This window comes from Xanthomonas euroxanthea (assembly GCF_903989455.1).
Lineage (GTDB): Bacteria > Pseudomonadota > Gammaproteobacteria > Xanthomonadales > Xanthomonadaceae > Xanthomonas > Xanthomonas euroxanthea.
In genome coordinates, this window is record NZ_LR861803.1 from 2,646,643 (window position 1) to 2,661,393 (window position 14,751).

Annotated in this window: 13 protein-coding genes and 1 tRNA gene; 8 read left to right on the forward strand and 6 right to left on the reverse strand. The window is 65.7% G+C overall.

Going from position 1 to position 14,751, the window contains the following annotated elements; translation table 11 throughout:
- Positions 1–4 precede the first annotated feature (4 nt).
- The 3 genes from H7A86_RS10980 (at position 5) to H7A86_RS10990 (ending at position 1,704) form a co-directional block, all read left to right on the forward strand.
- Positions 5–904, forward strand: a complete 900-nt coding sequence (locus tag H7A86_RS10980; protein WP_119131923.1) for a DNA-binding protein — start codon at positions 5–7, stop codon at positions 902–904.
- 88 nt (positions 905–992) lie between these two features.
- Positions 993–1,085: transfer RNA gene (locus tag H7A86_RS10985), tRNA-Ile, on the forward strand.
- Between the two features lie 64 nt (positions 1,086–1,149).
- Complete coding sequence (locus tag H7A86_RS10990) at positions 1,150–1,704, forward strand: 3'-5' exoribonuclease (RefSeq protein ID WP_119131922.1); 555 nt, start codon at positions 1,150–1,152, stop codon at positions 1,702–1,704.
- A 595-nt stretch (positions 1,705–2,299) separates the two neighbouring features.
- On the opposite strand, the gene H7A86_RS10995 is transcribed toward H7A86_RS10990, so the two are convergent.
- Both H7A86_RS10995 and H7A86_RS11000 read right to left on the reverse strand, forming a co-directional pair.
- Entirely contained in the window at positions 2,300–4,108 is a 1,809-nt protein-coding gene (locus H7A86_RS10995) for a transmembrane repetitive protein (RefSeq protein ID WP_119131921.1), read from the reverse strand.
- A 13-nt stretch (positions 4,109–4,121) separates the two neighbouring features.
- Complete coding sequence (locus tag H7A86_RS11000; protein ID WP_039815233.1) at positions 4,122–4,721, reverse strand: NfuA family Fe-S biogenesis protein; 600 nt, start codon at positions 4,719–4,721, stop codon at positions 4,122–4,124.
- A gap of 88 nt (positions 4,722–4,809) precedes the next feature.
- Here H7A86_RS11000 and H7A86_RS11005 point away from each other — a divergent pair, with 88 nt between their 5' ends.
- From H7A86_RS11005 to zupT, 3 genes are all read left to right on the forward strand, one after another.
- Positions 4,810–5,166 carry a 4a-hydroxytetrahydrobiopterin dehydratase gene (locus H7A86_RS11005; protein ID WP_046342783.1) on the forward strand — a complete coding sequence of 119 codons (357 nt, stop codon included), beginning with the start codon at positions 4,810–4,812 and terminating at the stop codon, positions 5,164–5,166.
- A complete protein-coding gene (locus tag H7A86_RS11010) occupies positions 5,163–5,585 on the forward strand; it encodes an energy transducer TonB (protein WP_119131920.1) in 423 nt (140 codons plus the stop codon). The genes H7A86_RS11005 and H7A86_RS11010 overlap by 4 nt, the downstream gene beginning before the upstream one ends.
- A gap of 276 nt (positions 5,586–5,861) precedes the next feature.
- Complete coding sequence (gene zupT / locus H7A86_RS11015) at positions 5,862–6,680, forward strand: zinc transporter ZupT (RefSeq protein ID WP_104650463.1); 819 nt, start codon at positions 5,862–5,864, stop codon at positions 6,678–6,680.
- A gap of 208 nt (positions 6,681–6,888) precedes the next feature.
- On the opposite strand, the gene H7A86_RS11020 is transcribed toward zupT, so the two are convergent.
- Positions 6,889–7,875, reverse strand: a complete 987-nt coding sequence (locus H7A86_RS11020; protein WP_104582583.1) for an RluA family pseudouridine synthase — start codon at positions 7,873–7,875, stop codon at positions 6,889–6,891.
- Between the two features lie 410 nt (positions 7,876–8,285).
- On the opposite strand from H7A86_RS11020, the gene H7A86_RS11025 reads away from it, so the two are divergent.
- A complete protein-coding gene (locus H7A86_RS11025; RefSeq protein ID WP_180708146.1) occupies positions 8,286–12,047 on the forward strand; it encodes an Rne/Rng family ribonuclease in 3,762 nt (1,253 codons plus the stop codon).
- 185 nt (positions 12,048–12,232) lie between these two features.
- Here H7A86_RS11025 and H7A86_RS11030 read toward each other — a convergent pair whose 3' ends face one another.
- The 3 genes from H7A86_RS11030 to H7A86_RS11040 all read right to left on the reverse strand — a co-directional run bounded on the left by H7A86_RS11030 (position 12,233) and on the right by H7A86_RS11040 (position 14,252).
- A complete protein-coding gene (locus H7A86_RS11030; RefSeq protein WP_016904564.1) occupies positions 12,233–12,880 on the reverse strand; it encodes a response regulator in 648 nt (215 codons plus the stop codon).
- 209 nt (positions 12,881–13,089) lie between these two features.
- Positions 13,090–13,851 (reverse strand): sulfurtransferase, encoded by a 762-nt coding sequence (locus H7A86_RS11035; protein WP_119131918.1) that lies wholly within the window; start codon positions 13,849–13,851, stop codon positions 13,090–13,092.
- A gap of 35 nt (positions 13,852–13,886) precedes the next feature.
- A complete protein-coding gene (locus tag H7A86_RS11040) occupies positions 13,887–14,252 on the reverse strand; it encodes a DUF6164 family protein (RefSeq protein WP_104650459.1) in 366 nt (121 codons plus the stop codon).
- Positions 14,253–14,313: 61 nt separating this feature from the next.
- Here H7A86_RS11040 and H7A86_RS11045 point away from each other — a divergent pair, with 61 nt between their 5' ends.
- Complete coding sequence (locus tag H7A86_RS11045; protein ID WP_164739046.1) at positions 14,314–14,745, forward strand: FKBP-type peptidyl-prolyl cis-trans isomerase; 432 nt, start codon at positions 14,314–14,316, stop codon at positions 14,743–14,745.
- Positions 14,746–14,751 lie beyond the last annotated feature (6 nt).

Below are 14,751 nucleotides of genomic sequence, written 5' to 3' on the forward strand. Positions count from 1 at the left end.
TTTAATGGCCAGAGGCATCACAGAATCAGATGTTCACGGCGCCGCCGACGCGCTTGTCGCGCTTGGCGAACGCCCGACCGTGGAACGCATCCGTGCTCATCTTGGCACTGGCTCGCCAAACACCGTGGTTCGCTGGCTGGAAACCTGGTGGGGAAGATTGGGTGAGCGGCTGATCGCGCAGCAGGTCAAACTTGAGCTACCCAATGCCCCTGAGGAGCTAGCGACCTTGGCCTCACAGTGGTGGGAGCATGCGCTGGCAGCCGCACAGCGCCACGCTGACGCCAACCTGGCTCAACAGCGTGCCGACCTCGTTGCACTACAAGATGACTTAGGCAATCGGGAGGCTTCTTGGCAAGCGCAAATTCATCAGCATTCCGTTGCTGCTAACCAAGCTCGGCAGTCGCTGGTTGTCGCCGAACAGCGGCTGGCCGATCTCCAGCGCTTGTGCGACCAACAGCTTACTCAAATTGCCGACCTGACCACGCAACGCGAGGACTTGCGTGACCGCTGCACCCAGATGGAACAAGAGCTTGGTGCGCTGCAGGGCCGCTACAGCGAGCGTGAGGCAGTGATCACCATCGAGCGCAATCGTCAGGCCGACCACGTGCGTGCAATTGAAGATAGAGCGCACGCAGAAATCGATCGGGCACGGCAGGAAGCTCAGGCACTTCTAAAGCAGCTTACGAGCGCACAACGGGAGCGTCAGACGTTTGAACAGCACGCTCGCCAGCATGAAAAGAGTACCCGTCAGGCGTTGGCTGAGGCGCTACGAGAAGCTGCCGTCGAGCGAGCTCGAGCCGACACCCTGGCAGCGGAGTTACAACGTACCGTCTCAGCGAGGCCCACGTCAAGCCAGAAGTCGGCCGCACCGGCGGCACGCAAGCCGCGCCGCGCAGCACGTTAGACAACAAGCGCATGGTATGCTCAAGCCATGAGTGCCTACGACCGCTACGAGCCCGACTTTCGAATACCGGCGTGATCGCAACGATCACGCCCCTGTAGCTCAATTGGTAGAGCAGCGGATTTATATCCCGTCAGCGCCAGATAAGCGGCAAGTGCCGGTTCGAGCCCGGCCAGGGGCACCACCTGTTCGTGTCGTCGCGGATGACGCGTTGAACTGTGCCTTGCTTCTACACGGGCACTTAATTGATGCGCTTTTTTCTAGATACCGAGTGGGCCGACACTCTAGGCTCTGAACTCGTCAGCATCGCCCTGGTGGCGGAGAACGGCATTGACTACCTCTACGCCGAGCGAGAGATCTTGCCGGCGCGTCCGACTGAATTCGTTCGCAGCGTCGTCTATCCGCTGCTGGATCGGGACAAGTCGGCCCTGACCGATCAAGCCATGACCATGCACGTACGCGGTTTTCTCAACGCCGCAAGTGCTCCAATGATCTTTGCGGACTACGCCAACGATCTCCAGCTTCTCCACTACGTGCTCGCGGGCTTCGATCTACCCGATACCCAAGTCTCTGCGTGCGGCCCGACACCTCGGCCAGTGGATGTGCAGATCATCCACGACAGGCCGACGGCGACATTGGTGGAAGCCTACTTTGAGGCTCATCCTGCAATTAGGTCCAGACGACACCATGCCTTGGTAGATGCAGAGGCACTGCGAGTGGCATGGCATATTTCTACCGGTCGCGTGCCATGCCCCGCATGGGGCGTTGATGCTATGGCACGAGTGAATTCGCACCTCAGCTAACCACCGCAAGCAGTACCGTGTGGAGAGAGAAGCTGCATGAATGACCTCGCAGTCTACCGAGATCCGAAATACCGATCATGGCTGTTGTCTCAGGCCGTGCCTCAAGTATGGACGGCTACGTTTTCCCTCCATCTTGTTGATGGAGGCGAGGGCACAGCAATCGCGGCAGCGGATGCTGCCGCCGGCTTGGTGAAAGGGCTAGAGGACGAACCTGTGCTTTCTATAGAGCGCACACACGCTGCGATCAACGCCGCCGCGAAGCGATAGAAGCTCGCTAATGAAGATCACCATTGAGTGCGTGGGAAACGCATTGGGAGTGCTGCGTAGGAGCATCCAAGAGTGCGCTGTCCACATACAACTCAACACCGGGGCGGTTTTTCCGTCGTTCCATCAAAGCTAGGGCGACTTGTCCGGGGTTCCGCGAAATGTGGGGCGCGTTTCCGCGGCGAATGGGGTGTATGTCTGCGGGAACGGGGGCATTTCCTCCGCGGCAATCATCTTGATCCAAAGCCAGATCCAGCGCAGCCGAGCCCGCACCGCCCCAAGAACCGATTTCGCATAATGTATATTATGTCAGGTCAAGCCTAGCAACTAGCTACCTAACAGCCCCATTGTCTTCCTGCAGCTCTCGCTTGAACGGCACATCCGGCGGCGGTCTTGCAGTTGCCGGTTGATCGTTGAGATTCGGGTCGCTCAGGCCGCAGCCGCCGCCGAATTGCAGCAACGACACCACGCAGCTGATCTTGGTGGTCGTTCCCGGGATCGGGATCTCGATCTTCTTCAGGCCGCGGCGCACCCATTCCTGCAGCAGCGACTGGTTTGGCATCCAGTATTTGTCCAGCGAGGTTGGCGTGTAGCCGTATGGCGGACGTTTGAGCCAGGTGCCGCCCTGGGCGATCTGGTCGCGAGTCCAGGTATCGGTTTCGCTGCCTGGCGGCCCGCGGTCGCCAGCACCGTTGCCGGCATCGCCGGTTCCGGCGGCGACGTGGACGCTGCCGTCTGCGTTGAACATGCCATTGCGCGTTCCGTTGGCACCTGTTGCTTCGCCGCTGCGACGACGGTCGGATTTGCTCCAGTCGTCCGCATTGGCCGCGGTATCCCAGCCGCCGCTACGGTCTGCCGGGGCTGGACCGGCATTGCTGGACGCCGGCCTAGTTGCGGATGCGGCCGCCGCTGCGGTGTTGCTGGATTGTGCGCCTCGCGCCGGATTCGCCTGCGCCTGGCTGGGCTGCGTGGAAGCTGCCGATGGCTGCGTCGCTGCAGTCGCCGACGCAGATGCTGCCGGCGACGGGGTCACCGGCATCTGTCGGGCTGGTGCCGCCGGTGCCGGCTGGGGCGCCGGGTCCGGCACGCTTGGCAGTTCGGCCGTTCGAATGGCGACATCGGGCATGCGAACTGTCGGCGTGATCTCGCGGCTACGCACGGACGGCGCAACGACCTGTGGCCGGTCCGGCACGACGATTTCCCGCTCGCGCACCGTTGGCGCATTGGCAGTGCGCACCGCCACCGTGGCTGCAGGACCCTGCAATTCGCGCAGTTGCGGCTGTTCGGTGACGGTCTGGATATCGCGCTGGCGCACCTCGATCTGCGGCGCGGCCGGGGCAGCCGGACGCGGAGCCACCGTGATCGTGGGCGGCGGCGGCACGACGAAGTCGTTCGTGGCCACCGGTGTTTCGGTGACCTGCAGCGGCGATTCAATCGTCACCGGCGGAACCTGCACGCTCACACGTGGCACCTCAGGCGCCACCGGTTCGCTGGCAGCGGCAGCCTCCGGTTCCGGCGCGATGTCCTGCGCCTGGGCAGTACTTGAAGGATCGACTGGTGGCTCGGCGGGCGCAGGCTCCGACGGTGCTGCACTTGCTTTGCTCGGCCTGCCGGTTGCAACGGACGCAGCGGATTGCGGCGCTGAAGCCGCATCGCCCGAGGCGGCCTGCGCCGCGTCAGCGGGCTGCCTTTGCCCACCGCCCTGCTCCGCCGCTCCGTTGCCAATGAAGGTCATCCGCACCCGCGATTCGTCGCCGGTCTTGGTGTCGTCCGGCGCCCAGCGCACCGTAACGACCCACATCAGCAGTGCGATGAAACCGAGATGGATCAACAGGCTAGCGAGCAGCGCCAGCCAGTGTTGCGGCCGTTGGTCCTTCGGCCGCGGCTCCCAGTGCTGCCACCACAGGCTGCGAAATGCCTGGAACGGCGACAACAGCAACGCCATGCCAGCACCTGCAGGCGACGCTGGCCGTGCCAGCAGCACGCCCATCACCTGGTCATCGTCGAACGCAGCCGCCGGCCCGATGCGATTGCTCATCCAGGTTGCCCAGCCGTAAGGCAGGCCGGTGCGCCGATCCAGGATGAGCTTGCCCGGCATGCGCGCACGCAGTGCCTGCAGCAGATCGGCGGCCGTGGTCACCGGTGGCGCGGAATCAGGCCGCGCTGTCGCGCGGAATATACGGCGCGTCGCCAGTGGCGTGATCGGTCGCGTCGCGCACCGCAATCACGCCGGGCACGCGCCCCATCAAGGTCTTCTCGATGCCCTGCTTCAAGGTCACATCGGCCATGCCGCAGCCGTGGCAACCGCCGCCGAAGCGCAGCAGCACGACACCCTCTGCCGAGACCTCCTGCACCGCAACACGGCCACCATGCGATGCCAGCTGCGGGTTGATCTCGTTTTCCACCACCCAGCGCACGCGCTCCACCATCGATGCAGAGTCGGCCGGCGCTTCGCCCTTGATCTTGGGCGCCTTGATGGTGAGCTGCTGGTTGCCGGTGGACTGGGTGACGTAGTCGATTTCGGCGCCATCCACCCAGGGCACGCTGGCGGCGACGATATACAAGGTGAAGCCGTCGCAGTCGATCGCCCATTCGTCACCGCTCAGGTCCGCCGGTTCGGCGAACTCGAGCCGGGCGTCGGCGCGCGGGGTGCCGGCGTCCACTGCGCTCAGGCGCACGCCCATGCCGGGCACGCCCTCGCGTTCGATGAGCTTGCGGAAATAGGTTTGGGCTTTGTCGGATATCTGGATCATGGGGTTATTCTACCGCTCAATGCGCCTGCGCTCATGGAACACCGTGATCCTGAGTGAACGCGCTGTCCGCCACCCCTGCGAGACTGTCATGACCGATCTGATTCCCCTGGAACAGGCCCACTGCCTGCCGCGCAAGGGCAGCGACCACAAGCTCGGCGAAGCGCGCCTGGCCGAATTGCTGCCGCAGGTGCCAGGCTGGGAGCTGGCCGAACTGGGCACGGCGATCACCCGCACGTTCCGCTTTGCCGACTATTACCGCACGCTGGCCTTCGTCAACGCGCTGGCGTGGATCGCCCACCGCGAAGACCACCACCCCGACCTGGGCGTGCATTACGACCGCGTGGTAGTGCGCTATTCCACCCACGACGTCGGCGGATTGAGCGAAAACGATTTCATCTGCGCGGCCAAGGCCGCCCAGCTCTACGATCAAGGAGCCACCCCATGACCCCGTCTCGCACCGCCCTCGCCGGCCTGTTCATTGCCGTCGGCATCAGCGGCTGTGGCAAGTCGTCGCAGCCGCCGGCCGCCCCGGCGGTGGCTCCAACCGAACTGGCCGCCTTGAAGACGCCGCCGCCGGAATACTCACCGCAACTGGCCTGTGCCGGCATCGGCGGCACTGCCGTGCTCCGGGTGGTGGTCGGTGTCGAAGGCACCCCGACCGACGTATCGGTCGCGCAAAGCAGCGGTCAGCCGGTGCTGGACGAAGCCGCGCAAAAACGCGTGCGCGAGTGGAAATTCCGGGCCGCCACGCGCAATGGCCAGGCGGTGCCGCAGACGATCCAGGTGCCGGTCGCCTTCAAGCCGCCGGTGCCGCGCCCGGACGAATGCTTTGCCATCGAAGAGCGGGCGCGTCGAGGCGCCTGAGCCGCTGTTGATACGTTGCGCGAACAGACGCGGCGGCGGTAACCCGCTGGCGCGCCGCCCCCAACGCCGAGCACCGCGCAGGCCTCCAGCAGCGCCAGCCACCGCAGTGTTCGCCAGCTGTCAGCGTGCACGCGCCAGGCCTGCCGCGTCAGACACCACGTGTTCGTCATCCAGGCATGGCCATCCTGCAGGCGCAGCGTGGCCATGCGCAAAGTGCGCAGCAGCAGTCGCCACGCTCCCCGCAGGTCGGTTCCATTCCACGAGGTCGTGCGTCACATGCTCGAAGTGTCATCCCACAATGTCTGGACCGCATTTGCGGTCACGCTGGCGGCTGGCCTGGCGACCGGACTCGGCAGCCTGATGGTCGTGTTCTCCAAGAAGCCCAATCCGCGCCTGCTGGCGTTCGGGCTGGCATTCGCCGGCGGCGCGATGGTGTACGTATCGCTGTCGGAGATTCTCAACAAATCGATCGCTTCGTTCTCCAACGCCTACAACGACAAGCTCGGCTTCACCTTCGGCACGCTGGCGTTTCTGGGGGGCATGCTGTTGATCATGGTGATCGACCGCCTGGTGCCCAACCCGCACCAGAGCCTGTCCAGCGACGATCCGCTGTTCCGCGACGACAACCGGGCCTATATCCGCCGGGTCGGCCTGATGACGGCCATCGCCATCACCGCGCACAATTTTCCCGAAGGCCTGGCAACCTTCTTCGCCACGCTGGAAAGCCCCGCGGTCGGCATGCCGCTCGCGTTCGCCATCGCCATCCACAACATTCCCGAGGGCATCGCCATTGCGGTGCCGGTGTACTTCGCCACCCGCAACAAGCTCTACGCCTTTGGCGCCAGCCTGCTCAGCGGACTGGCCGAACCGATCGGCGCCGGCATCGGCTATCTGGCCTTGTCCAGCGTGCTGTCCGAAGCGGTGTTCGGCACCGTCTTCGGCCTGATTTCCGGGGTGATGGTGTTCCTGGCACTGGACGAATTGCTGCCGGCCGCCAAGCGCTACGCGCAGGGCCACGAGACGGTCTACGGCCTGGTCGCCGGCATGGGCACGCTGGCGATCAGCCTGGTGTTGTTCCGCTTCGCCACGCCCTAGCGCGGCCTGCGACGACCACGCGACGTGGCAGCGAGACGCGATTGCCTTGTGCGATCGGTGGCGTTCGGATGCCAGGTTTGGATCGCCATTCCCCTGACGAGCGCGGGTTCCGCTCTACCGGCAGGATCGTGACCCGCACAGCCGCACATGGCGCGGGTGCGGCCCCAGCATCCGCGCCGATGTAGCCTCCCTGCCCGCCCTGGCTGCGTCAGCGCCCCAGCCGGTCCAGTGCCTCGGCCAGCTCCGGCGCCAGCGGCGCGCTCAAGACGTAGGGCGTCTTGCCGCCGTCCAGCGTGAATTCCAGCGACGCGGCATGCAGGAACAAACGCTTCAGGCCGAGCTGGTCTCGCAGGCGCTTGTTGACCTCCGCCTCGCCGTACTTGTCGTCACCGGCCACCGGATGCCCCAGGTGCTGGGCGTGCACGCGGATCTGGTGGGTGCGGCCGGTTTCGATGCGGACTTCGCAATACGAGTGCCCGCCACGCCGCTCCAGCAGCGTGAAGTGGCTCAGCGACGGCTTGCCGATCGCATTGACCTGCACATGCCGCTCGCCGCCCTGGCGCAGCCCGATGTGCAGTGGCGCATCGACCGTCATCACCCCGTCCGGCATGCGACCGACCAGCAAGGTCAGATAGCGCTTGGTGATGCCGCGGCCCTCGACGCGGTCGTCCTCCCGCATCAAGGCCTGCATCTCGGTCAGCGCGGAGCGCTTTTTCGCCACGATCAACAGCCCGGAGGTATCGCGGTCGAGCCGGTGCACCAGTTCCAGGGTCTGGTTCGGCCGCAGCGCCCGCAGGGTCTCGATGGCGCCGAAGCTGATCCCGCTGCCGCCATGGCTGGCGACCCCGGATGGCTTGTTGAGCGCCAGCAGGCGTGCGTCCTCGAACACGATCGCCGCTTCCAGCCGCGCCAGGAACGACGACGGTGGCGCGGCCTTGTCGCCCTCTTCGGCAACGCGCACCGGCGGAATCCGCACTTCTTCGCCGCCTTCGAGCTTGCGCTCGGCCTTGGCCCGCCCGCCGTTCACGCGTACCTGGCCGCTGCGCACCAGCTTGTAGATCAGGCTGCGTGGCGCGCCCTTGAGCTGGCCGAGCAGGAAATTGTCCAGCCGCTGCCCAGCACGGTCTTGCGGAACTTTGAGAATACGCACGCCCACACGGTCGGCAGGCGGCTTGGGGGGCTGGGGGTCGGTCATCCGGCTCTTTATTCTGTTACACTCGGCGAGCGAGATAAGGGTTTGATTTCGTTGGAAGTTGATTGGCCAGAAGCCTGCCTTCCGATGATTCCGGCACAGTGCGCGACCACCGCCCCCGGGGCGGCCATGTTAGCGGCTCACCGGCCTGCCCGGCCATCGCCAGCGGTTTTTGACCGTTGCGCTGAACATGTCCCGTGCGCTGCCCCGGTTCTTCCGGACGCGGCTGCCGGCCCTGAAACACCTATAAAACTTAAGACAAGCGCTCCCGCGGCCTGCCGTGGTGTTGCAGCGCTGGAAACCCTGGTCAGGCCTGTCCGCGCGTTGCGCGAAGGGCCGACAAGCTGTTCCAGAGGCGAAACGTCACGGCGTTCCGCGCGGTAGAGCGCGAGAGGAACGCAATAATGAAGCGAATGCTGATCAACGCAACGCAGGCCGAAGAGCTGCGCGTGGCGATTGTGGACGGCCAGACCCTGTACGACATCGACATCGAACAGCCGTCCAAGGAACAGAAGAAGTCCAACATCTACAAGGGCCGTATCACCCGGCTCGAGCCCTCCCTGGAGGCGGCGTTCGTGGACTATGGCGCCGAGCGCCATGGCTTCCTGCCGCTGAAGGAAATCTCCCGCGATTATTTCCAGGCTGGCGTCGACCACAACAAGTCGACCATCCGCGAGTTGCTGCGCGAAGGCCAGGAAATCGTGGTGCAGGTCGACAAGGAAGAGCGTGGCAACAAGGGCGCCGCCCTGACCACGTTCATCTCGCTGGCCGGCCGCTACATGGTGCTGATGCCCAATTCGCCGAGCGCCGGTGGCGTCTCGCGCCGGATCGAAGGCGAAGACCGTGCCGCGCTGAAGGAAGCGCTGGACAAGCTCGACATCCCCGACGACATGGGCGTGATCATCCGCACCGCCGGTGTCGGCCGTGACGCCGAAGAGCTGCAGTGGGACCTGGACTACCTGCTGCAGACCTGGAAGGCGATCGCCGAGGCGGCGCTGAGCAAGCCGGCCGCGTTCCTGATCTACCAGGAATCGCGCCTGATCATCCGCGCCCTGCGCGACTACCTGCGCGCCGACATCGGCGAGATCCTGGTCGATACGCCGGAGCTGTACGCCGACGCCCAGGAGTTCATGCAGCAGGTGATGCCGCAGAGCCTGCGCAAGCTCAAGCACTACACCGACGACATTCCGCTGTTCAACCGCTTCCAGATCGAATCGCAGATCGAAGGCGCCTACGAGCGCAACGTGCGGCTGCCCTCGGGTGGGTCGATCGTGGTCGATCAGACCGAAGCGCTGACCGCCGTCGACGTGAACTCCTCGCGCGCCACCAAGGGCAGCGACATCGAGGAGACCGCCTTCCAGACCAATCTGGAAGCGGCCGAGGAAGTCGCGCGCCAGCTGCGCCTGCGCGACCTGGGCGGCCTGGTGGTGATCGACTTCATCGACATGGCCTCGACCAAGCACCAGCGCGAAGTCGAAAACAAGCTGCAGAACGCGCTCAAGTACGACCGCGCACGCGTGCAGCTGGGCCGCATCTCGCGCTTTGGCCTGATGGAAATGAGCCGCCAGCGCCTGCGTCCGAGCCTGGGCGAATCCAGCCAGATCGTGTGCCCGCGTTGCGACGGCCATGGCCGCATGCGCAGCGTCGAGTCGCTGTCGCTGTCGATCATCCGCGTGGCCGAAGAGCACGCCATGAAGGAAAACACCGGACAGGTGCTGGTGCAGGCCCCGGTGGAGATCGCCAACTACCTGCTCAACGAAAAGCGCAGCGCGCTGCGTGAGATCGAGCAGCGTCACGAATCGCCGATCATCATCGTCGCCGACGAACAGCTGCATACCCCGCACTACGAAGTCACCCGCCTGCGCGAGAACGAGCTGGGCGAAGACAGCGGCAAGCCGAGCTACCAGCGCGGCACCCCGCGCAAGTTGCCGGTACATGCGCTGACCAAGGCACAGTTGAATATCCCGGCTGCGCCGGCAGTGACCTCGATCAAGCCGAGCCAGCCGGCGCCGCTGCGTGAAGAGGCCCCTGCCCCGGTTGCCGCCGCACCTGCACCGGCTCCGGTTCCGGTCGCGGCACTGCCGCTGCCCGCGCCGGTGACCGGTGTGGTCGGCTGGCTGAAGCGCATCTTCGGTGGCGTCGAGCCAGTCGCGCCTGCGCCCGAGTCGACCCAGCGTCCGCGTCAGAACGATGCCGGCCGCAGCAGCCGTAACGAGCGTAGCGACCGTGGCGGTCAGCGTCGCGACGGCCGTGATGCCCGCAATGGTGGCAACGGTGGCAGTCAGCACCGCGGCAATGGCAACGGCAATGGCGCCAACAAGGAGCGTCGTGACGAGCGTCGTCAGCCGGCCAATGGCCAGGCTGCGCAGAACGGCGGGCAGGCGCAGCAGGTGCAGGTGCCCAAGCCGCCACGCGGCGAGGCACAGCAACCCAAGCAGCCGCAGCAGGCACAGCAGCAGAAGCAGAAGCCGCAGAACCAGGCACCGCGCCCGCCGCGTGCAGCTGTACAGCAGCAGGACGGCGCGCCGTCCGAGCGGCAGCAGCGGCCTGCGCGTCAGGACGAAGGCACTGCCTCGGCGCAGACGCTGACCTCCACGGCCGCAACCGCCACGACTGCGACCGTGGTCGCGGCGATTGCCGAAACCGCGGCACCGGCAACGCAGGCCTCGGCACATGAGGCTGCACCGGCACACCCGGTCGAGGTCATCGTGACCGAAGCGCATGCCGATCGCGGCACCGACGCGAATGCGGACGGCCAGGCACCGGAGGCGGCAGGCGATGATGCGGCCAATGGCGAAGGCGGCAGCCGTCGTCGTCGCGGTCGTCGCGGTGGCCGTCGTCGCCGTCGCGGCGCTGGTGCAAACGGTGAAGGCGGTAGCGGCGTCGATGGTCTGGAAACGGACGATCTGGACGGCGATGCCGAGGGCGATCTCGATGGCGACACCGAGAGCGACGATGCCGGTGCGCAGGTCCACACCTCTGCTGCCCCGCGCGCCGGACAGCCGGAGTTCGACTTCGACGATGACGCGACCACGCCCGCGGTAGCGGCACGCACCAAGCCGGAGTCCAGCACTCCGGCAGCAGTGAAGCCGCGCCCGGTACCGAAGGAACGTGCGGAAGCGCCGCTGGCGGCCGACACGACGTCGACCACGGCGCCGGTTTCCAATGCCACGCCGTCGTTCGAACAGCAAGCTGCGAGCCCTGCAGTGACCGCAGCCGAACAGGCACGTGGCGATGCACCGGCGGCCTCTGTGGCACCGGTTGCAACGGCCCCGGCTGGCAATGCAGCGCCAGCTGCAGCGCAACCGGCTGTGCAGGCGTCGGCCAATGCACCGCGTCCGCAAGCGCCTCAGGCTCCGGTCGTTGCGCAGGAATCGGCGAATCCGCAGGCTCAGGCTCCGGTTGCCGCTGCGACTCCGTCCGCTGCGTCGAGCCCGGTTGCCGCTTCGGCTCCGGTTGCGACGTCGGCGGCGGCTCCTGCTGCAGCTTCGCCTGTCGAGAGTGCCGCTTCCTCGCCTGTCGAGAGTGCCGCTTCCTCGGCAGAGCCTTCGTCCGAGCCGTCGATGCGGTCAACACCGGCGTCGGTATCGGCCGACGCTGCAGCGCCGGCCGTTGCTCGGCAGGAAGTTGCCCGGCAGGAACAGGCAGCACCGGTGGCCGCCGCGGCAGCAACGCAAGCGGAGCCGGCGAAGACCGACGCAACGCCGGCAGCGGGCAGCGTTCCCAAGCCGGTCGCTGCTACGCCGTCGAGCGCCCAGGCGAACGTGGTGACATCCAAGCCGCCGCATGCCGAGCCGTCAACGGTGGAAAGCCCGGCAACCGATGTTGCCGCGACGTCCACCACCACGGTGCCGCAGACCTCCCCGTCTGTCGACGCTGCGCCGGCACGCAAGCCGTACGCTCCGGTGCAGACCACGCTGCTGGACGCCTTGGCTCCGGCCGATGCAACCGCGGCGACACCGCCACAGGCCGAAACGCCGGTGCCCTACAAGGCGCCCGAGCGGCCGGCATCGGTCGCGCCCGTGGTGCCTGCAGACGCCACCGAGCCGACTGCAGACAAGCCGAAGGCGACCGTCGTCGTGTCCGAGGCGGCGAAGCCGGCAGATGCATCGCCTAACGGCGATGACGCCCAGGCGCAGCAAGACGACACCAACAAGCCGCGCGGCGATCACTGATCGTCTCCCGGCCGGTTGAACCTGCCTGGGTAAATCCAGGCAGGTGGCGTCAGACAAGGCGGCCTTCGGGCCGCCTTGTTTTTGCGTGCAGCAGTGTCATGCCGGCATTCCGGCTCCCCGCAACAGCACCTTATGCGGCAGCATCCGACCGCCGCATCTGCAAGATCGAATCCGAGGAACTTGGCTTACAGGGTGCGCGCCGGGTCGGTCAGGCCGTACTGATTGGCCAGACGCGCCAGGGCGATGTTGTCCTGGATGCCGACCTTTTCGAACAGGCGCGCCTTGTGCGTGTTGATGGTCTTGGCGCTGAGGTTCAGGCGCTTGGCGATGTCTTCCTGGCGCAGGCCCTGGGTCAGCAACAGGGCGACCTCCAGTTCGCGCGGCGATAGCGCATCGAACGGCGAGCTGCCCCCTTCCAGATTGGACAGGGCCAGATTCTGCGCAATGGTATTGCCGAGATAGCGCCGGCCCAGTGCGACTTCGCGCACCGCACGCAGCAGTTCCTGCGCATCGCCGCCCTTGCCGACATAGCCAGATGCGCCAGCTTCAAGCAGACGCTTGGGCAACGGGCCGTCTTCCAGCACCGACACGATGATGACGCGGGTGCCGTAATCGCCCTTGACGATGCGCTCGGTGATTTCCAGGCCGCTGACACCGGGCAGATGCAGGTCGCAGAGCACGATCTCGGGTTTGAGCTGGCGAATTTGCGGCAAGGCCGCCTCCCCGCTCTCCGCTTCTCCCACCACATCGATGTCCACTTCCTTGGACAGGATCATCTTCATGCCGGTACGCACGAGTGCATGATCGTCGATCAGAAAAACTCTGATGGTCATCCTTGTTGTCCTCGCTGTGCGGCTGGCTGATGCAGCCTATCTCCGTGAATAATTCAGGGCAAGCTCGATGCGACGTATTACATTTGAGTAAGAATGCGACGCACTCTGCCGCCGCGTGTCATGGCAGGCATTGAATGCACGATCGCGGCGTGATCGGATGATGCGAGCGCCCCCAATGCGCGAACATCGGGCAATTCACTCGCCCCCGGTCAGATTTTTCCTGCTTCGGTGCTGCACTCGGCGTCCACCAAGGGGCGCAGTTGCGCATCGAGTGCAACGCGCTCGTCGAACACGAAGCAGCGGCCGTCGTAGCCTTCGCCACCGACCTCTTCGAAGTAGCCGAGGATGCCGCCTTCAAGCTGCAGCACGTTGTCCATGCCGTCGGCCTGCATCCACAGCGCAGCTTTCTCGCAACGGATGCCGCCGGTGCAGAAGCTGACCACGGTGGCATCGGCCAATGCAGCGCGATGCGGTTCCAGCGCAGCCGGCAAGTCGGTGAACTTGTCGATCGGCAGCGTCAACGCTCCCTGGAACGTGCCGTACGCGACTTCCTGGGCATTGCGCGTGTCCAGCAGCACCAACGGGCGGCCGCGATCGTCGCGCCCTTCCTGCATCCACGCGCGCAGCGTGGCGGGCGTCACTGCCGGCGCACGGCCCTGCAGCGGCGAGGCATCGTCGCGGCGGAAGCTGATGATCTCCGGCTTGACCTTCACCTTGAGCCGCGCAAACGGCTGCGACGCGCTCAGGCTGTACTTGATGCGCATCTGTGCAAAGCGCGGATCGGCCTGCAGCCATGCGTAGAACGTACCGACCTGTTCGGCTTCGCCGGCCAGAAACAGGTTGATCCCCTCTTCGGCCACCAGCACCGATCCTTTCAAGGCCTGCTGCCCGGCCTGCGCGAGGACGCTGTCGGCGAGCGACTGCGGATCCTGGATGGTGACGAACTGGTAGGCAGCGGTATTGGTGATCATGCGGCCATTTTAAGCCGATGCGGCCAAAGGTGCGATCAGCCGCGCAGCAGCAGGAACGGCAGCAGCACCAGCGAGGCGACAACCAGCATGCCGATCAACGTGGCAATCACGAACAGCGGGCGCTTGCGCAGCAGCGCGCCGAAGGTTTCGGCGGTGCCGGCAGCGAGCGCATCCTGGCGTTGTGCGCGCGCGAGGGCACCCCGCTGCGCCTGGTACGCATCCATCGCCGCCTTGGCGCGCGGGTAATCGGCATCGTCGCTGAGCCAGATGCCGCCGGCGGAAATGCCCCAGTTACTGGGCCGGGTTTCGTAGATCGGTACGAGATGCTCGCGCATCAGCGCCCGTACCTCGTCGGCCTCGTCATCGGGAACATTGCGCAGATTGAGCAGCAGCTTGGCCATGGGCGCGATGATACCGGGAGCCGGATGCGATAATGGCGCACTTCCCTTGCCGGACCCTCCCATGCGCCTTCTGTTGACGCTTTGTGCTGCCCTGCTGCTCGCAGCCTGCACGCCCGCCCTGCCGCCCTCCGGCGGCACCATCGCCGCGTTCGAGCGGATCGACCGCAACGTCGGTACCGGTGCCGAAGCCACGCCGGGCGCGATGGTCACCGTGCACTACACCGGCTGGCTGTACGACGAAAAAGCCGCCGACAAGCACGGCAAGAAGTTCGACAGCTCGCTTGATCGCGCCGAGCCATTCCAGTTCGCGCTGGGCGGCCGTCAGGTGATCCGCGGCTGGGACGAGGGCGTGGCCGGCATGCGCGTGGGCGGCAAGCGTACCCTGATGATTCCGCCCGAGTACGGCTATGGCGACAACGGCGCAGGCGGGGTGATTCCGCCCGGCGCGTCGCTGGTGTTCGATGTGGAATTGCTTGGCGTGCAGCCGCGCTGAAGGCCT